We start from the raw sequence: 18,991 nt of genomic DNA on the forward strand, positions 1-18,991 counted from the left end.
GCGCCGTCTCAGGCAGAAACCGTCTTTCTCCGTTCGTCTCGCACCGCCCTGTCGAGTTCCCGCGTGACCGTCCGCTGGAACTCGTCGCGGCGAATCAGATTCGCCAGCACGCCGAAGTGGCCACAATCCCACTCGTGGCGGTTCGGCCGCGGAATTCCCCACTCGTCGAAGAGCACACGTGCCGTCCGCGCCGGTGCCATCCCGTCACGTGAACCGATGAACGAGAAGACTCGCTCGGGAGCGAGACACGGCGTCTTCGGCGGGTTCAACAGCGGTGCGAACTCGTGGAGGTGGCCGCCGGTCCACCCGGCGGCGTCGAGCGCCTTGTCGATGTCGAGGAGCTTCGTCAGCGACCCCGAGAGGAGCGTCTGGTCTATCGCACCGGGTGCACCGACGGGGAACAGGAGGTCCGGGCGCATGGATTCGGGCCACTCGCCGCATCGGCCCCCGACGTGGAGCGCGATGGTGCCGCCGAGACTGACCCCACCGACGCCGACGACAGGCGCGCCTTCGGTTCGCGCCCAATCGGTGAGCACGGCGGTTTCGAGTGCCGCGGCGGAGTAGAGTGTGAACAGACCCACCGGCGCGCGGGCGACGTAGGGTTCGCCGCTGTAGTTGCCGAGGGGTTCGCGCCGCCCGTGCCACGGGGCGTCGGGGAGGATGACCCGATATCCCTCGGGTGCGAGCGCCCGGGCGAGATACTCCTCTTCTGGCCAGTAGACGAGTTGGTCGTCGAACATCCCCCATCCGGAGTGGAAGACGAGCGTCGGCAGGTCACCGTCTACGTCGGCGGGTTCGTAGACGCGGGCGGACGCGTCGTCGCTGAGGTGGGGTGAGGGCGACGTAAATCGGAGGAGGTACTCGACGGTGCCGGGTCCGCGGACCGTCGCGGAGCGTTCGACGCGGGGAAACTCCTCGCTGGCACGGGAGTCGGCAAAGCCGTAGAGTCGCTCGGGTTCGGCGAGTTCGTGGTGCCAGCGCGAGAGTGCGTCGTCCGGGTCGGGCGTCTCGAACTTCACCGGCGGCACGAGATGCTCCTTCGCCAGAAACCCGAAGATATCCGACGGTTTAGCGCGTCGCTGTGCGATTTCCCGGCGGTCACGCTCGATAGCGACGCGCTCGTCGGGGAGTGACTCGTAGCCACCCCAGAAGACGCTGTTCCAGCGTGCCATCGTCTCGTCGTACTCCTCTCGGACGGCAGCGTACTGCGCGAGGGCGCGCTCGATTCTGTCGTGGAGGTGCGGCGCGGGTGGTGCGTCGACTTCTCTGAGGTACGCTTCGGGCCCCTCGCCGAGTGCGACGTCTGCGGCGGCACGGGCGCGGACGACAGCGAACTCACGGGGGAGTGACCGGGTCTTGAGCGTCTCGAAGGGCCGGGAGGTGAGGAGTCGGCCAGCGGGAGACACCATGAGTTTGTGGAGGGGCGAAGTCTCGAGATGGTCCATAGTTTGTGATACGATTGACACCATATTGAGTTTCGCCCGTGTGTCAGCGAGTGAGAATGGACGAGAGAGGACTGGTAAATCAGATAGTGCTATAAAGAATAGGGGCCACGAAGTGTGACTCCTCGGGTTGGGAGTCGCGTTGTCTGGGGATTGTGCTCCGGAAGTGACTCAGAAATACCTGGGAGACTAGTCTCGCTAGACGAGACGGTCGGTCAGTGCTGCAATCTCGTCGGCGACGTCGTCCGGAACAGAGACGAGCGGTGGTCGAACCTCGGCCGACTCGATGACGCCGCGGTGTTCGAGGCCGACTTTGGCGACTGTCGCAAAGCCGTACTCCATGCAGTAGCCGAACAGGCCGGGGAACGCCTCCTGTTCGCGTTCGAGTGCCGCTTCGGTGTCGCCGGCGAACGCGTCGTCACGAACGTCGGCGAACACGTCGGGGATGACGTTCGAGAGGGCGTTGATACCGCCGTCGCTCCCGGCGTGAACACCAGAGACGTAGTGCTGGTCGTAGCCTTCGAGGAGGGTGAAGTCGTCGTCGGTCAGACGCAGCAATTCGAGGAAGTAGTCGAAGTCGCCGCTGGAGTCTTTGAGGCCGACGACAGCGTCGTGTTCGGAGAGTTCGGCAACCGTCTCGGGTGCGATAGGTTGGCCGGTACAGGCTGGGATGTTGTACAGGACGAGTGGGAGCGGACTCGACGCGGCAATCGCCTCGAAGAACTGCAGGTCACCCGCAGGCGACGGCGCACTGTGGAAGTACGGTTGCGTGAGGAGCACCGCGTCGACACCGACCGAATCGGCGAATTCGATTCGGTCGAGAACGGTCGAAACGTCCGTTCCCGCGACGCCAGCGACGACGGGGACGCGTCCGTCTGCGGCATCGACAGTCGTCTCGACCACTGTCCGGAACTCGTCGGACGAGAGACTGGCGAACTCACCGGTCGTTCCACAGGGAACGACGCCGTCGACGTCGTGTTCGATGACCCACTCGACGAGGGACGAGAGGCCCGCTTCGTCGACTGTGCCTTCGGCAAACGGTGTGACGAGCGGACAGAGGACGCCACTGAAGCTGGTTTCTGGCATGTACGACAACGTCTCACGCGTGGGTGTTGGGCCTTTCTGTGTCGACAGCGAGTCGATTCGCTCGCAGGTAGGTGCTGAAATTTATATCCGAAGGAGAGCCCAGACCCGCCGAACTGGTTGGAGCGAGCCTGCTGGCTAGAGCGTGCCCGTCACCACTGCGTCAACGCGCGTGGGCCGTGCAACCACACGAGGACGGCGAGGAACACGAGGACGCCGGAGAGAGCGGACGCGCCACCGACGTAGAACACCCACTCCATGCCCACGTCGGCCATGAGGTAGCCACCGAGAAGCGGGGCGACGACGCTTCCCGGCCGCCAGAGGAGTTCACGGATGCCGAAACTACTGGCGACGCCAGCGCCGCCGGTTCCCTCGTCGGCGAAGAGCGCCATACTCGCTGGTTCGCGGAGACTGTCGGCGATACCGAGCAGACCTGCGAACCCGACGAGTGGGAGGAACGCCGGCGAGAGTGGGCCGAGAATCGGAAACGCGGCGGGGAGCGCGAGTGCCTCACCGATAGCCGGCGAGAAGGGGACGGCGAGGGCGACGAGTCCGTACAGTCCCCCACCGACGAATACGAATCGCGCGCGGCCGTACTGGTCGGAGATGCGACCCGTGTACGGTTGACAGAGCATGTTGGTGAACTTCTCTGCGACGACGGTGGCGGCGACGGCGATACCGCCGTAGGCGAGGCCACCAGATGCGGCAGCGACACCCGCGTAGATGGGCACCCACGTCCGAACGAGAGTGACGGAAACGGCGTACTGCACCCGGAACGACGCCATCGTCAGGATGCGCTCGTTGAGCGCGAGATTCGTAAACGGAAAACCGTGGACCGTCGTCTCGTCTGGCGGCAGAAACACCCAGACGGCGACGGTGGCGATAGTCAAGAGCACCGTGATGACGACGAAGATAGGCGTGAATCCGAAGGCGTCGTAGAGGAATCCGGCGCTGAGACTCCCGACGATAGACGCCGCGAATCGGGCGGCGTTCGCTTTGCCGATGTGGTTCGCGCGCGTCCCCTCGCGTGCGAGTTCGCCGACGAGTGCGAGCGACATCAGACCCGCGCCGGTCACCGCGACACCCTGTGCCGCGCGGGCGACGACGAACGAGAGACTCGAATCGACGAGTGGGAACAAGGCGTAGACGACTGCACCGAGTCCGACCGTTCCCGCGAGGACGAGACGCTTGTCGTATCTGTCACCGGCCCACGAAAGCGGGACGACGGCGACTGTCTGTGCGAGCGTGAATCCAGTCGTGTACATCCCGATGACGAACCCCTTCGAGAGTGTCAGACCGCCGAGAACGAGGCCACCGAGGGCGAACTCCGGCAACACCACCGCCGTCGGGTCCAACTCGTTGATGTACTTCGGGAGGAGAGTCACGAGCGTGATGAACCCGAATCCCCCGGCGAACCGGGTGAAGTAGAGGGCCAAGAATCTGAGGCGGGTTCGGTCCATGGGTTGTCTCCGGGGAAGCGTCGAAAAGAAGTTCCGAAACGTTCCGTCTCTGGTCGGACATCGGCCGTGGCGGAAGCGACGGAACGTACCCGTCTGTCTTGCCAGAATATATCGAACGACGTGAAAAACCATTGATGTTAGGGGTTCGATTTTTCTCCCTTACGTTCGAATATGTTAACATGGCACAGCCCGGTGGGAGCCCTTTGGTGGAGGGTACCGAAACGAGGATGGTCAGAATCGAGCGAGAGATGAACGACCACGGTGCGATGACGGTACGCGTCGTCGAGACTGGTGAACTCAGGACGGTGGTGGAGTACACGTCGCCACGTCTCCAAGCGCGACTGAAAGCAGCACGCGTCGGGACGGAGATGCCCCTTCAGATGGCCCACACGCCGGGACGCGGTAACGCGTGGGTCGGTATCGGAGACTAGGGGCCGAGGAGGATTTTTGCACCCGTAAAGAGGAGGCCGAACAGCACGACGACCACCGCACCTGCGACGACGTCACTGCCGAAGAGGACGGCGAAGTCGGGCGTCAACGCGGCGACGAACCGGTCTAGTTTGATGTGGTCTTTGACGCCGATGGCGAGGCCGAAGACCACCGACACGAGGAGCGTGATACCGACGAGGACGAGTTCGGTTCGGTCGCTCTGGTCCATATCGAGACGGACTCTACGACGTGAGATAAGTTGTCCGGCGCCGTCACGAGGGTGTCGTCGCCGGCGACACGGTGTTCCAGTTCGCCGCCCGTTCAGTCACCCGTCAGGGCGTGCTGGCTTGCAGCGCAGTTGTTCGGACCGAGTTCGAGTTCGAACGCCGCGTCGTCGGCGAGGGCCGATTGGCCGAGATTGACGGCGATTATCTCCTCGAAGTTACGTGGTCGAGGAGGGGCGTCCGACAACAGAGACTCGACGAACGTCTCGCGGTCCACGTCGAGCGACGGCATCGCGTCGCGGAGTTCACCGAGGGGCGCGGTGTAGGTTCCGTCGCTGGCCCGGACACTCGCGTCACTGAAGTGTCCGGGCGCGACGAGTACGTCGTCGGGGAGGGACAGAATCCGACGCTGGAGCGTCTCGTACAACCACCGCACTGCATCGGGGACGCCCCGTTCGCCCCCTTCTGGGTCTGGGCTCCCGACGCTTTCGAGAAACAGGCAGTCTCCCGTCAAGAGGACGCTCTCGTCTACGAGGTACGACGTCATCCCCGACGTGTGCCCCGGCGTGTGTATCGCCTCTATCGAGACGCCGCCGACCGATAGCACGTCGCCGTCTGCAACCGTCGTATACTCGCGTTCGTACTCGACACCGCGGGCCACCGACGGTTCAGGAATGACGGCCGTTGGCCCCCGGGCGGCGAGGGCGCGCACGCCGCTCACGTGGTCAGCGTGGATGTGCGTGTCGATGGCGTAGCCCAACTCGACACCAAGTGCCTCGGCGTCTTCGAGATATCGCTCGGTGAACGCCCGAAGCGGGTCGACGATAGCCGCCTCACCCTCGCTCACAATCATGTAGGCGAGACAGCCACTCGACGGGCGCTGGTACTGGAGGAGCGTCCCCGGACCCTCGTAGCCAGTGACCTCGACGGTGTCGTAAATCCGCGCCCAACTGTTCATCCCTCCATCGAGGTTCGTCGCCGCTATCCCTTCGTCTTCGAGCAGGCCGACCACGTACGCACTCGCACCGCCTTTCACACAGACGGCTATCAGTTCGTCGTCACCGCGGGGAATTCTGGCGAGTAGTTCGTCGTCGACGCCTTCCAGAAACTCGTAGTACGGCACGTTCAGAATATCGACGTTCTCGCTCTCGATGCGCCACCCGTCGAACTCCCGTTCGGTACGCACGTCGAGGAGCGTCAGTCGGTCGCCGCGGGAGAGTCGGTCCTGCAGTTCCCTGGCGTCGAGCGAGGACACGTCGTCAGGGAGGGGCAGATTGTCGATGTCCATCGCTACTAGATGGACTCGAACGGGGAAATAGTCGCTCGTGCAGTCGGCGCACAGACGCCAGATGCTCGTCGCTCACAGAGTGACAAATCGCGCAGTCGACGGGTTACTCAGTGAGAATCCTGCCGCTCTCTGGAGACTGTGATTCCATCGGAGAGATAGTGGGCCGGACGCGATTTGAACACGCGACCGTCTGATTAAGAGTCAGACGCTCTGCCTAACTGAGCTACCGGCCCTTGCAATCTCTCGTAACCCGTGGTAGGTAAAATGACTTTCCTTTCTGTACGACGACGGCAGGGAGCCGCATACCCACGCCGAGGTAACAAACGGTGGGTGTTAAGTGTGGGCCGGGCCGAGTACCGGGCAACAATGAGTGCAGGGGTCAGCGTCTCGTCGATATCCACGTACGCGATTCTCGGCTGCGGAAGCGTCGGGCACGCCGTGGCCGAGGAACTGACGGACGAAGACAAAGACGTCCTCATCCTCGACAAGGACGAAAGCCGCGTCGAAGCCCTGCGTGACCAGGACCTGAACGCGCAGGTAACCGACATCGCCGGACCCGAACTCGCTGACGCCGTTTCGAACCGGGACGTCATCCTCATCCTCTCGTCTGACGTCGAAGCGAACAAAGCCGCCGTCTCGACCATCCGTGAACGAGGCGACGACCAGTTCATCGTCGTCCGCGCTTCGGACCCCGTCTCCGAAGACGAACTGACAGCGCTCGGTGCCGACGTGGTCATCAACCCCTCGGAGGTCATCGCGGACTCCGCACTCCGAAGCGTCGAATCGGGAGAACTGGAGTACAAGGCCCGGCAACTGGCCGACATCCTCCGCAACACCGACCACGGGATGGCCATCCTCACACACGACAATCCCGACCCGGACTCGCTCGCGTCCGCAATCGCCCTGCAGGCTATCGCCCGCGAGTACGACATCGACGCCGACATCCTCTACTCGGGTGACATGGGCCACCAGGAGAACCGCGCGTTCGTCAACATCCTCGGCATCGAACTCACCCCCCGGTCCGACGCGAAACCGCTCGAAGAGTACGGCGCCGTCGCGCTCGTCGACCACATGAAATCCGGGATGCCGGACCTCGGACCGGCCGACATCACCGTCTTCATCGACCACTTCGAACCCGACGAAGGAATCGACGCCCAGTTCACCGACGTTCGGCCGAACGTCTCCTCTACGTCGACCATCCTCACGAAGTACATCCAGGAGTTCGACCTCAGTCCGTCGAAGGCCGTCGCCACCGCGCTCCTCTACGGTATCCGCGCGGAGACGCTCGACTTCAAGCGGGATACGACGCCAGCAGACCTGACGGCGGCGGCGTATCTCTACCCCTTCGCCGACCACGACACCCTCGAAAAGGTCGAATCGCCGTCGATGTCGCCCGAGACGCTGGACGTGCTGGCCGAAGCAATCCAGAATCGCGAGGTACAGGGGTCGCATCTGGTCTCGAACGCCGGATTCATCCGTGACCGTGACGCGCTCACGCAGGCGGCCCAACACCTGCTGAACCTCGAAGGCATCACCACGACGGCCGTCTTCGGCATCGCAGACGACACCATCTATCTCGCCGCCCGGTCGAAGGACATCCGCATGAACATCGGGAAGGTTCTGAGCGACGCCTTCACGGGCATCGGCGAGGCGGGCGGCCACTCCACGCAAGGCTCTGTCGAGATTCCGCTCGGTATCTTCACGGGTATCGAATCGAACGACGACAACCGCGATACGCTCTTACAACTGACCGAAGAAGCGGTAAAGCGCAAGCTCTTCCGTGCGATGGGTGTCGAAGGGAGCGAGAGCGGAAACGGGAGTTAACCGACCGTTCTGTCGCGTCTCGGTCTGTCCGAAACGGTCGAAACCCTCAGGCGAGGAGAGACTCTTCGTCCTCTTCGGGGTTCTTCAGACGCTCGATGACGTCGTTGATGAGGACGACGTCACCGACCGCACGAACCCATCGATACGGAATGAGTACACCCTTACCGGGTTCGATTTGGTTCTGGAACAGTTCGTTGTTCAGCGCCGTCAGCGCGAGGCCGGTGACCGTCTCGTGGTCCAAGTTGAGGCGGACGTCTTCGACCTCACCGACGAACACGCCGTTGTTCGAGTAGACCTCTCGGCCTACGAGCGTCGTAATCTCTTCGGGCGTCCCGTCCATATCCGCCAAATTGGGATGCCGGGTCTTAATAGTTCGTAGCGTTGGACACTCCGCTCCGACACGTGGCTGACGAGTGTCTGACGCCGAAGAAAGAACGACCGGCGCTGCGGCGGATTATCGCCGGGGTGCGACGAGTTCCACCGGGTGTCGCGACGGACGGCGGAGCAGCGAGTCGAGTTGTTCGAGACACGACGTCCCGCTCGCGACGACGGTTCGGCCCCGCGTCTCGTCGGTCTGGAACTGCCCTTGCAGGTCCGAGCCAACGTCCATGCTCAGTTCGTAGTACTCGGACTTGTAGCCGAACGACCCGGCCATGCCACAGCACTCGACGTCAGACGTGACCACGTCGTAGCCAAGGTCTGAGAGGACTGCCTCGGTGTGGGCTTCGAGGCCAAGCGTTCGCTGCTGACAGTGACTGTGGTAGGCGACTTCCTCGCCTTCGGCCGTCGCGAGTGCGTCGGCGTCGGCACCGTTTTCGAGGAGGCCGTAGACGTACTCCATCACCTCGAAACTCTGTCCGGAGAGGCGCTCGAAGGACTTCTCGGGGAGGAACTTCTCGTATTCGCTCTCGAACATGGCGAGGTCCGAAGGTTCGATGACGACGATATCTCGACCCTCGTCGATGTACTCCGCGAGACTCGCGTACACGTCGTGGGCGTGGTCTTCGGCGGTTGCAATCATCCCCTGTGAGAGTGGTGCGCGTCCCGACGAGCGAACGTCGGGAACCACCACGTCGACGCCGAGTGCTTCGAGGACGCGAACCGCGGCCTTCCCGCGTTCGACCTGCACGTGATTCGTGTACACGTCGGGGTAGAGCACGGCCGTTCGCGTCGGGTTCTGAACGGTCGAGGTCCGCGCGTCGAACCAGTCTCTCAGCGTCTCACGCTGGAAGGCAGGGAGTTCGCGGCGGGCGTCGATACCGAGGAATCGCTCCATGAGATTCCGCGAGACGGACGACTGGGCGACCCAGTTGGAGACGGGCGCGAACGTGCTTCCGACCTTCGCGGCAGTCTCGAAGTTGCCGAAGAAGCGCTTCTGGAGACTGACCCCGCCGGGTTCTTCGTCGGGGGTGAGACCCTCGACGAGCCAATCGACTTCCGACACCTCGCCGCGGTTGACTCTGTCGCGGACGACGGTGTTTATCCACGGGATGTCGATGTTGACCGGGCAGGCGGTGGTACACCGACTACACCCGGTACACAGGTCGTTGAACTCGGCCGCCGAGTCGAGTCCTTCGACGCCCGCTTCCCATCCGGTGCCGATGCCGCCGGAGTACGTCTCGCCACCGAAGGCGTGGCCGCCGACGTGCTGGAAGTTTGCACAGACGTTCGAACACGCCGAACAGCGGATGCAGTAGAGCGTCTCGCGCAACTGGTCGTCGTCGCGCATGTCCATCCGCCCGTTGTCGATGAGGACGAGGTGGAACTCGCGGTCAGTCTCCGAGTCGGTAATCGGCGTGTCGGGGTCGGCGAAATCGACCGTCGGCGAATCGACGGGCGGCGTCAGCAACGAGATGTAGGAGGTGATGTCCTGTCCAGTCCCCGACTTCCCGATGAGTTCGATAAAGGGCTGAAGGTCCTCGACGCTGGGTACGACCTTCTCGACGCCGGCGACGGCGACGTGCGTGTCGGGTACGACGGCCGTCTTTCTGGCGTTCCCCTCGGACGTGACGAGTGCCATCGTCCCCGTGTCGGCGGTGATGAAGTTCGCGCCGGTCATACCCACGTCGGCACCCTCGATGAGTTCGCCGAGATGCTCGCGGGCGAACATGGTGAGTTCTTCTGCCGTCTCCAGCGGTTCGTCCGGGTCGAACGTCTCGTTGAACAGGTCCGCGATGGCCTCCCGGGATTTGTGGATGGCGGGCGCGACGATGTGCGAGGGTGCTTCGTCGGCAACCTGCAACACCCACTCGCCGAGGTCCGTCTCCACTACGTCGATGTCTGCCGACTGGAGTTCGTCGTTGACCTCTATCTCCTCGGAGGTCATCGACTTCGACTTGACGACGCGTTCGGCGTCTTTGTCCTCACAGACTTCGCGAACGTATCGATTCGCGTCCGCGGCGTCGTCGGCGATGTACAGTGTCCCGCCGTTTTCCTCGACAGTCTCACGGAGTTCGTCGATGAGGTCCGGGAGTCGCTCGATAGCGTCTTCCTTGATGGCCCGCGCTTCGGCCTTCAGCCCCTCGTAGTCGTCCAGCGTCTGGACTGCCTCGTAGCGCCCCTCGTTGAATCCGCGAGTGCTCGTGTTGACGGCGCTGCCTTCCGTCTCCATCAACTGCCGAATCTTCGCCGCCTTCGCTTCGCGTGACTTACTCATCGAGAATCACCACGTGGACGTCTTTGGGGCCGTGTGCGCCCTTGACCAGTGCACCCATATCTGCGGTGGCGCTCGGACCGGTTGCGATGATAGCCGAATCGTGCCCGGTTCGGAACTCCTCACCCAACCACTCGAACGCCTCGGGCATCCCCGCGACGATGTCCGACTCCCGAAGGACCGCGACGTGCAAATCACCGAAGAGACTCACGGGTTCCGTGCCGTCGGGCGTGCCCTGCACGACGACGCTCCCGTAGTCTGCAATCGCGAGTCCGACGCCCGTGACGCCTGTCTTCGCGTCCCGCAGGTCCACAGGTGTGGGGTCGGTGTTCACCCACGACGGTAGTTCGGCACCGTCATACGGCAGTTCGACGCCGACGGCCGGGTCAGAACAGACCTCCCGCAGGACTGTTTCGAGTTCCGACGTCGACGTGTGCGTCCAGCCCACTTCGAGTCGTTCGAGGGAGTCCTCGAACGTTGCAACCGTGCCGGTTGACATAGTTTGCAACTTTCTCGTTATGCATAATCGTTCTTCGGGTTCACACAGCCCTCTATTGGTTAATCATGAAGGTTTGGGACTTTATGAGAACCATCCGGTCGCTTCCTCGGCGTCGGCGACAGTGCCTGCCGCCTCGCGCTTGCCCTTCACGGACTTCCAGACGGTGGTGGCTTGGACCAACAGATACGCCGCCCAGAGCAGGTACCCGCCGGGAGCGCTCCCGACGATGACCGGCGCCGTCTCGAACACACCTGCCCCGAGTTGCGCCAGCGTCGTTCCGATGAGGAGGACGCTGAAGTACCCGTAGAATCCGGTTGCCCACCACATGGCGACGACGCGGCCCCATCCGGGTTGGATGTGTTCGGGCAGTCGCGTCGTGTTCATCACGAGGACGAGCGCGGTGTAGGGCCACATGATGACGCCAGACATCGCCGCGCCGACGACGAGGAAGAAGAAGGGTTCGCGCCCCTCGAACGGCGAGGTGAAGACGAGGATGATGACGATGCCCCAGAGGCAGAAGGCGGTGAGCAGTCGCCAGAATAGCTTGGGGAGGTCCCACCCGGCGTCGCGGCCGTACGCCTCGTAGAGTGCGTCGGCACTGTTGCGGACGAACGATTCGACGATTGCGTACTCAGTGGTAAACAGCGCGACGAAGAGGATGGCGAAGACGAGGAACGACCCGACGGGGCCGAGAAGCGGGACGACGTCGCCGAGCCACATCTGGAGGGCGTCCGTCGTCGTTCCGGGGGCGAACTTGATGGCGACGCTCATGAGCGCCGGCGCGACGATGAGCAACCCGAGTACGAACGTCAGGAAGTGTTCGAGTTGGACGACGCGCCACCACCCGCGCCACCGACGGAGGTTCGTCACCGTGGGCCGGAAGGTAAAGCCGTCGCGCTCTATCGGTTCTGGGTCGTCGCCGCGAAGCGGGTTCTTGACGCGGCCCTGGTAGTTACCCATCCCGTAGCCTTTCTCACGCATCCAGAGGCTCTGAGAGAGGTTGAGGTAGCCACCAGCGCCGGCGAAGGCGAGGCCACCGAGGAAGACGGCGATGTCGAGTCCCTCGGGGAGTTGGCCGACTGCCCCCGCCGCGTCGGGGACGTTGGAGAACTCCACCCACGACCCGGTGACGGCGACGAGCATCAGCGTCGCACCGATAGCGACGAACAACAGGCCGATTTGGAACACCTCGACGGCGTTGTACATGACCGACGACGTCTGATACGAGAGCCAGATGATGGCCATCAACCCGACGGCGATGAGTTTCCACACGGCGATAGAGAAGCCGAACACGCCGATAGACCCGCTCAACCCGAGTGCCGTCGCACCGACCTGTGCGGCACCGGCGGCCCACCCGGGCCACCCCAGACTGACGAGGCCACCGACGAGGAAGGCCCACGGCCAGTACGTTCCGACGCGCGCGAACGCACGGAAGATACTCTCACCCGTCGCGAGCGTCCAGCGCTGTAGTTCTGTGTTGATGACGAACTGGGTGAAGACGCCGACGATGAACGCCCAAAACACCGTCCACCCGAACTGTGCGGTCAAGACGGGCCAAAAGAGCGTCTCACCACTGCCGAGCGACGCGCCGAGCATAATCGCTGACGGCCCCACGACGTGTCCCACGCGCGGGACGCGCGGCAGGTCGGTGAGACGGAAGGACCCGCCAGTGCCCTGTTCTGGATACTCCTCCGACTCGTCCGACTGGTCTAGTTCGTCGTACCGAAGCGGGAGGTACCACGTGCCGCGATACTGTTTGCCCTCGACTTCCGAGGCGTACACCTCGTCACCCCCGGAGACACCGCCCGACGGTACGTCGTCGTCATCGTCAGACGAGTCCACCTGCGACGCGTCGTCGGCGGAGTCTTGCCGCGCCGCGTCGTCGGTGTTCGATTCAGGTGGGACATCGCTCATAGCGCGCCACACTCCGCGACGACCACGTCATCCGGTGAATCGAACGACATCGATACGTTGGGCGTGACTGTGGCCCGATGCCGTATAAATTCGTAGGGTGCACTCGTACACTTCGGTCGGCAATCACCCACCAAGGAAGTGCCAGATGTGACCACGTTCTTCCGGTGGGTCGACGCCGGGTAGTTGTTTGAGCGCCGGTTGGATGGCGTTCCACCACCCTTCCGGCGATTCGAACCCGGCAGGGTAGTTGTAGTAGACGTCGCGGAGGAAATCTGCCTTCTTCGCTTCGGGGTGGTCGGTCAAGTATTCGTAGGCGGCGGAGAGTGCCTCACGCCGCGCGTCCAACATCGGACCGCTCCCCGGGAGGTCCGCCTGTTCGATTGCGTTCGAGACTGCTGGCGGGTGGTCGAGTTCGGTCCCGGTGTCGTCCGGCCTCGCGTCTTCGTCGTCCGGCCCCGCGTCGTCGTCGACGTCCGCATCCGAACGAGCAGTCGCCACGTGTTCGTCGGCAGAGAGCGGCACCCACCAGACGCGACTGCGCGCACCCACCTTTCTGGTGGCGAGGTCACCGCGTTCTTCGAGTTCGTTGAGTTTGTTGTGCGCGGTTCTGCGTGAGCAGTCCAGCGCCTCCATCACGTCAGTCGCAGTGAGAGGGCGTGCGGCGTCGTCGCGGGCGCGGAACACCGCCAGCACGTCGTCCAACTCGATGCGCCCCACGTACTGTCCATGCTCGTTTCGTGAGCGCGCGCGAGACTCCTCCTCCATGGTTTGGCCTCTGCACACGTGGGTAAAAGCCTTTGCACACGAGTGAAAAGCCAGTTCACACGTGTATATAGGCCATTTCACACGACTGTATAGGGAGTCGCTCCCATCTCGTTCGCCGAAGACCACAACATCCTAAACGTCAACGAGAGCGACTGATGGCACAGAATTCCGCTCTTAATCCTCAGTTTTGGGATTTACACACGTGTGTAGTGGCAGTCCGAGAGCGGTCGAACTTGGGTGGTGAATTCCTCAATAATAGAAATGGACGATAGTTATTTATCACAAAAGATGGGAATGTCGTTCCACGATGCACCGCATCAGGCACGAATCTGGAACGGAAACGGCTGGAACGAACTTCGGAGGTGAGCAGCATGGTTAGTGCGACCAACGCACTCATCGCACTGCTGCCTCTGTTGACTATCGCGTACCTCATGGTCGGTCGGTATTGGCCCGCGACACGGGCGATGCCGGTCGCATGGCTGGTCGCTATCGGCGCAGGGGTCGTCGGATGGGGCATGAATCCGACGTGGATTGCGGCGTCGACGATTAACGGGTTCATCACGGCGGCGAACATCCTGTACATCGTCTTCGGCGCAATCCTGCTGCTGTACACGCTCAAGCAGACGGGTGCGTTCGACGCTATCAACAACGGTTTCGCGTCTATCAGCGAGGACCGTCGCGTGCAGGTCGTCCTGCTCGTGTTCCTCATGGGGTCGTTCATCGAGGCGGCCGCAGGGTTCGGGACGCCCGCAGCTATCGTGGGTCCGCTCCTCGTCGGCCTCGGCTTCCCGCCACTCGCCGCTGTCGTGGTCGCCCTGACGGGCAACCTCATGGCGATTACGTTCGGTGCAGTTGGGACGCCGCTCATCATCGGGATGATCGACATCTTCGAGGGTGTCGAGTCGATTAGCACCACCGTCCTCGGTGCCGGAGGCTACGAGTCGATTGCCGCGTGGGTCGGCGAAATCGCAGTGTTCGCTGCGATGCACCACGTCATCGTCGGCATCGTCCTCCCGTTCATCGGCGTCGCGATGATGACGCGCTTCTTCGGTGAGGAGCGCTCTATCAAGCCGGCGCTCGAAGTGCTTCCCCTCACGCTGTTCGCGTGGGCGTCGTTCTCGGTTCCGTACTTCCTCACGGCGTACTTCCTCGGGCCGGAGTTCCCGGGACTGCTCGGGTCGATGGTCGGCCTCGCCGTGACGGTCAGCGCGCTCAAAGCAGGCTTCTTCCACCCCGACGAAGAGTGGGACTTCGGTCCCGAATCCGCATGGCCCGACCACTGGGTCGGTGACATCGAACCCGGCGAGTCGACGAGCGGCAACACCGCCGTCGCGGCCGACGGTGGGTCGGTTCAGTCCACCATGCCCGCAGGCGGCCAGATGTCGCTCTTGAAGGCGTGGACGCCGTACGCGCTCGTCGCGCTCCTGCTCGTCGTCACGCGCGTCGTCGACCCCGTCAAGGCCTTCGTCACGATGGACCTCTTCACCGTCGGGTGGAGCAACATCCTCGGGACGGGACTCGGGAACGACTTCGCGTTCCTCTACCTGCCGGGTGCGGTGTTCGTCGCAGTGCACCTGGTGACGATTCCGGTTCACGGGATGGACGGCAACGACATCAAAGCGGCGTGGAGCGAGACCATCGAGAAGGTCGCACCTGCAGTCGTCGCACTCCTGTTCGCCGTCGCGACGGTGCAGATTATGCTCCAGTCCGGCGCAGCGACGGGCACCGACAGCATGCTCATCGTCCTCTCCGAGGGCATGGCGGGCATCGCTGGCAGTGCGTACCCGTTCTTCGCCGCCTACGTGGGCGCGTTCGGCGCGTTCCTCGCGGGGTCGAACACTGTCTCCGACATCCTCTTCGGCACCTTCCAGTACGGTGTCGCTGACCAGATTGGCACCCCCAAGACGGTCATGCTGGGTGCGCAGGCAGTCGGTGGCGCTATCGGTAACCTCATCGCCGTCCACAACGTCGTCGCTGCACTCGCAGTCGTCGGCCTCGTCGGCGAGGAAGGGCGCGTCATCCGCCTCGAACTCATCCCACTGGTCTACTACGGAACCGCCACTGGCCTCCTCACGCTCCTGTTCAGCTACGTGCTGTTCCCCGGCGTGTTCTAGGTCAGTGGACGTTCCTCAGGCGAACAGTTCACGAACGAGACGAAACACACCCTCCCCAGGGTGGCTTTATTGTTTCGGACACATCGACTTACAAGAGAGCTAATCAATGGCATCCAACACGCACGAAGCGGCCGCCGACCCCTCACAGGAGGGTAACTACGACTACGTCAACGACGACGTAGAGCGGCCAGGGCTGGTCGAAGACCTCGAATCTATCGTCGAGGGCGACGTGCGATTCGACACGTATACGAGAACGCTGTACGCCACGGACGCCTCGGCGTACGAGAAGATGCCCGTCGGCGTCGTCATGCCGAAATCGACGGCAGACGTGGCGGCGGTGATGGAGTACTGCGCCGAGCGCGAGATACCCGTCCTGCCACGCGGCGGCGGGACGAGTCTCGCCGGCCAGACGGTCAACGAGGCCGTCGTCCTCGACCTGGTCCGGTACATGGGCGACGTCACCGATATCGACCCCGACGCCGCGACGGCAACCGCCGAAGCGGGAGTTCGACTCGGTGAACTCAACGAGGAGTTGGCCCCCCACGGCCTGAAGTTCGCTCCCGACCCGGCGTGGGGCGACCGCTCGGCACTCGGTGGCGCTATCGGCAACAACTCGACGGGCGCACACTCCCTGAAGTACGGCAAGACCGACTACTACATCGAAGAACTCGAAGTCGTCCTCGCGGACGGCACGGTGACGACGTTCGGTGAGGTGCACGTCGATGACCTCCGCGAGATGGGCGACTCCGAGGGGACGCTCGAAGAGCGAATCTACGCACAGGTCGCTTCGGTGCTCGACGACGAAGCAGACGAGATTTCGGAGCGGTATCCGGACCTCAAACGCAACGTCTCGGGCTACAACCTCGACATGCTCGTCGACGAGATGCGCGGCGAGCGTCGGACGCCGGACGACACCGGCATCGACGACGACTGGGAGGCAGGGCACGTCAATCTCGGCCGTCTCGTCGCCGGGAGTGAGGGGACGCTGGCAATCGTCACGAAGGCGACTGTCTCGTTGACGACCATTCCGGAGACGAAGTCCGTGGCGTTGCTCACCTACGACGACGTCATCGACGCGATGCACGACGTCGCGCCCATCCTCGAACACGAACCGGCGGCAGTCGAGGTGATGGACGACGTGCTCTTGGACCTCGCGCGCGACACGCCCGAGTTCGCCGACGTCGTCGGGATGCTCCCCGAAGGAACCGACTCGACGCTCCTCGTGGAGTTCTACGCCGACACCGACGAAGAGGGCAAACAGAAGGTCGCAGACCTCATCGAGGACCGAGTTATCGACCCCGACGGGACGGAACTCGAACCGAACGGTGGGGTCGCGTCGGTCACCGACAAAGAACGTCGTGCGACCGACTTCATGGAGGCACACGACGCCGACACGCGCGAAAAGTTCTGGAAGATGCGCAAGTCGGGGCTCCCGATTCTGCTCTCGCGTACGACCGACGAGAAGCACATCGCGTACATCGAAGACACCGCCATCCCGGCGGAGAACCTCCCCGACTACGTCTCTGACTTCCAGGACATCCTCGACGAACACGACACCTTCGCCTCCTACTACGCCCACGCTGGGCCGGGCGTGCTCCACATCCGCCCGCTGGTCAACACGAAGACAGTCGAAGGCGTCGAGACGTTCGAAGCCATCGCCGACGAAGTGACGGACCTCGTCGTGAAGTACGGCGGGTCAGTCTCCGGCGAACACGGCGACGGACGCGCCCGAACACAGTGGAACCGGAAGCTGTACGGCGACCACCTCTGGAACGTCTTCCGTGACCTGAAGACGGCGTTCGACCCCGATTGGCTCCTCAACCCGGGGAACATCTGCGGGGACTACGACATGACCGAGAACCTCCGGTTCTCGCCCGACTACGACTTCGACGCCGGGTTCGACCCTGCGCTGAACTGGGACAACGACAACGGGTTCGAAGGGATGGTCGAACTCTGTCACGGGTGTGCCGGGTGTCGCGGCCAACAGTCGACTGTCGGCGGCGTCATGTGTCCGACCTTCCGGGCCGCCGAAGAGGAGATTCAGTCCACGCGTGGCCGTGCCAACATGCTCCGACAGGCGATGAGCGGTGGCCTCCCCGAAGAGGAGATGTTCGAAGACGAGTTCGTCCACGAGGTGCTGGACCTCTGTGTCGGCTGTAAGGGCTGTTCGAAAGACTGCCCGAGCGGCGTCGATATGGCGAAGATGAAAGCCGAGGTGGTCCACGAGTACCACCAGCGCAACGGGTCGAGCCTTCGCGACAAGATATTCGCCAACATCGACTCGCTGTCCGCACTCGGGTCGCAGTTCGCACCGCTGTCGAACGTCGCGACGAAGGTTCCCGGCGCACGCACGGTGATGGAGAAGACCATCGGCATCGCCAAGGAACGCTCGCTCCCGAAATTCCACTCGACGAGTTTCGTCGACTGGTTCGAGTCACGCGGCGCGACACAGGTCGCAGAGCAACAAGCCGAGCGCAAGGTGTTGCTGTTCCCCGACACCTACACCAACTACAACCACCCGGAAGTCGGGAAGGCCGCCGTCGAGGCGCTCGAAGCGGCGAACATCCACGTTCGCATCCCCGATGGCGTCGCCGGGTCCGGTCGCCCACCACACTCGAAAGGGTTCCTCGACAAGGCACGCGAAGACGCGGAACAGAACGTCGACGTGCTCGCACCCTTCGTCGAAGACGGGTGGGACATCGTCCTCTGTGAACCGTCGGACGCCGTGATGTTCCAGTCGGACTATCTCGACTTGCTCTCGGGCGACGACGTCGAGGCTGTCGCCGCCAACTCCTACGGCATCATGGAGTTCTTCGACACCTACCGACTGGACGAGCAGCTCTCGTTCCTCCCGCAGAACGACTATCTGACCTACCACGGTCACTGTCACCAGAAGTCGACGAAGAAAGACCACCACGCGGTGGGCGTCCTCCGTCGTGCTGGCTACGACGTCGACCCACTGGACTCGACGTGCTGTGGCATGTCCGGGTCGTTCGGCTACGAGGAAGAACACTACTCCATGTCGATGGCGATTGGCAACATCCTCTCGGACCAAGTCGCGGAGAGTCCGGGAGACGTCGTCGTCGCACCCGGCGCGTCCTGCCGGTCACAACTCGAAGATATGGGTGTCGACGACGAACCGCCGCATCCAGTCGAGATGCTCGCCCGCGCGCTAGAAGCGTAGTTGGCGACTCTCGACGGGTCGGTAGTCGTCCGTGAAGAGGCAATGACACCGGGTTCCTCGGCGGAGTCACCCGGTTTTCGTTCATGGATTGACGACTGACGCCGATTTCAGA

General features: G+C 63.2%; 14 protein-coding genes and 1 tRNA gene. 4 read left to right on the forward strand and 11 right to left on the reverse strand.

Annotated features, from left to right (window positions below; genetic code table 11):
• Positions 1-8 precede the first annotated feature (8 nt).
• The 3 genes from ACK3R5_RS08315 to ACK3R5_RS08325 all read right to left on the reverse strand — a co-directional run bounded on the left by ACK3R5_RS08315 (position 9) and on the right by ACK3R5_RS08325 (position 3,985).
• Positions 9-1,445: an alpha/beta fold hydrolase gene (locus ACK3R5_RS08315; RefSeq protein WP_411966653.1), complete on the reverse strand. Its 1,437-nt coding sequence runs from the start codon at positions 1,443-1,445 to the stop codon at positions 9-11.
• A 195-nt stretch (positions 1,446-1,640) separates the two neighbouring features.
• Positions 1,641-2,528, reverse strand: coding sequence for a 4-hydroxy-tetrahydrodipicolinate synthase (dapA, locus tag ACK3R5_RS08320; RefSeq protein WP_411966654.1), 888 nt, complete (start codon positions 2,526-2,528; stop codon positions 1,641-1,643).
• Positions 2,529-2,677: 149 nt separating this feature from the next.
• Positions 2,678-3,985, reverse strand: a complete 1,308-nt coding sequence (locus ACK3R5_RS08325) for an MFS transporter (protein ID WP_411963599.1) — start codon at positions 3,983-3,985, stop codon at positions 2,678-2,680.
• Positions 3,986-4,164: 179 nt separating this feature from the next.
• On the opposite strand from ACK3R5_RS08325, the gene ACK3R5_RS08330 reads away from it, so the two are divergent.
• The gene (locus tag ACK3R5_RS08330) at positions 4,165-4,416 is read left to right on the forward strand and encodes a hypothetical protein (protein ID WP_411963600.1); all 252 of its coding nucleotides are present in this window, start codon (positions 4,165-4,167) and stop codon (positions 4,414-4,416) included.
• Here the strand turns inward: ACK3R5_RS08330 and ACK3R5_RS08335 are convergent.
• The 3 genes from ACK3R5_RS08335 to ACK3R5_RS08345 all read right to left on the reverse strand — a co-directional run bounded on the left by ACK3R5_RS08335 (position 4,413) and on the right by ACK3R5_RS08345 (position 6,159).
• Positions 4,413-4,643 (reverse strand): hypothetical protein, encoded by a 231-nt coding sequence (locus ACK3R5_RS08335; protein WP_411963601.1) that lies wholly within the window; start codon positions 4,641-4,643, stop codon positions 4,413-4,415. The genes ACK3R5_RS08330 and ACK3R5_RS08335 overlap by 4 nt on opposite strands.
• Before the next feature lie 92 nt (positions 4,644-4,735).
• The gene (locus ACK3R5_RS08340; RefSeq protein WP_411966655.1) at positions 4,736-5,926 is read right to left on the reverse strand and encodes an MBL fold metallo-hydrolase; all 1,191 of its coding nucleotides are present in this window, start codon (positions 5,924-5,926) and stop codon (positions 4,736-4,738) included.
• Positions 5,927-6,085: 159 nt separating this feature from the next.
• A tRNA-Lys gene (locus tag ACK3R5_RS08345) sits at positions 6,086-6,159 on the reverse strand.
• A 133-nt stretch (positions 6,160-6,292) separates the two neighbouring features.
• Between ACK3R5_RS08345 and ACK3R5_RS08350 the strand changes: the two genes are divergently transcribed.
• A complete protein-coding gene (locus ACK3R5_RS08350) occupies positions 6,293-7,750 on the forward strand; it encodes a DHH family phosphoesterase (RefSeq protein ID WP_411963603.1) in 1,458 nt (485 codons plus the stop codon).
• A 46-nt stretch (positions 7,751-7,796) separates the two neighbouring features.
• On the opposite strand, the gene ACK3R5_RS08355 is transcribed toward ACK3R5_RS08350, so the two are convergent.
• From ACK3R5_RS08355 to ACK3R5_RS08375, 5 genes are all read right to left on the reverse strand, one after another.
• Positions 7,797-8,090 carry a PRC-barrel domain-containing protein gene (locus tag ACK3R5_RS08355; RefSeq protein WP_411963604.1) on the reverse strand — a complete coding sequence of 98 codons (294 nt, stop codon included), beginning with the start codon at positions 8,088-8,090 and terminating at the stop codon, positions 7,797-7,799.
• 114 nt (positions 8,091-8,204) lie between these two features.
• The gene (locus ACK3R5_RS08360) at positions 8,205-10,406 is read right to left on the reverse strand and encodes an LUD domain-containing protein (RefSeq protein WP_411966656.1); all 2,202 of its coding nucleotides are present in this window, start codon (positions 10,404-10,406) and stop codon (positions 8,205-8,207) included.
• Positions 10,399-10,902 (reverse strand): LUD domain-containing protein, encoded by a 504-nt coding sequence (locus tag ACK3R5_RS08365; RefSeq protein WP_411963606.1) that lies wholly within the window; start codon positions 10,900-10,902, stop codon positions 10,399-10,401. Before ACK3R5_RS08365 ends, ACK3R5_RS08360 begins: the two co-directional genes overlap by 8 nt.
• A gap of 81 nt (positions 10,903-10,983) precedes the next feature.
• On the reverse strand, positions 10,984-12,816 hold the full coding sequence (locus ACK3R5_RS08370; RefSeq protein ID WP_411963607.1) for an Nramp family divalent metal transporter: 1,833 nt from the start codon (positions 12,814-12,816) through the stop codon (positions 10,984-10,986).
• 123 nt (positions 12,817-12,939) lie between these two features.
• On the reverse strand, positions 12,940-13,581 hold the full coding sequence (locus tag ACK3R5_RS08375; protein WP_411963608.1) for a helix-turn-helix domain-containing protein: 642 nt from the start codon (positions 13,579-13,581) through the stop codon (positions 12,940-12,942).
• Positions 13,582-13,952: 371 nt separating this feature from the next.
• On the opposite strand from ACK3R5_RS08375, the gene ACK3R5_RS08380 reads away from it, so the two are divergent.
• Entirely contained in the window at positions 13,953-15,695 is a 1,743-nt protein-coding gene (locus tag ACK3R5_RS08380; protein ID WP_411966657.1) for an L-lactate permease, read from the forward strand.
• Positions 15,696-15,801: 106 nt separating this feature from the next.
• Positions 15,802-18,879 (forward strand): FAD-binding and (Fe-S)-binding domain-containing protein, encoded by a 3,078-nt coding sequence (locus ACK3R5_RS08385; protein WP_411966658.1) that lies wholly within the window; start codon positions 15,802-15,804, stop codon positions 18,877-18,879.
• Positions 18,880-18,991 lie beyond the last annotated feature (112 nt).

The organism is Haloferax sp. YSSS75, from assembly GCF_046764215.1.
Classification (GTDB): Archaea; Halobacteriota; Halobacteria; order Halobacteriales; family Haloferacaceae; genus Haloferax.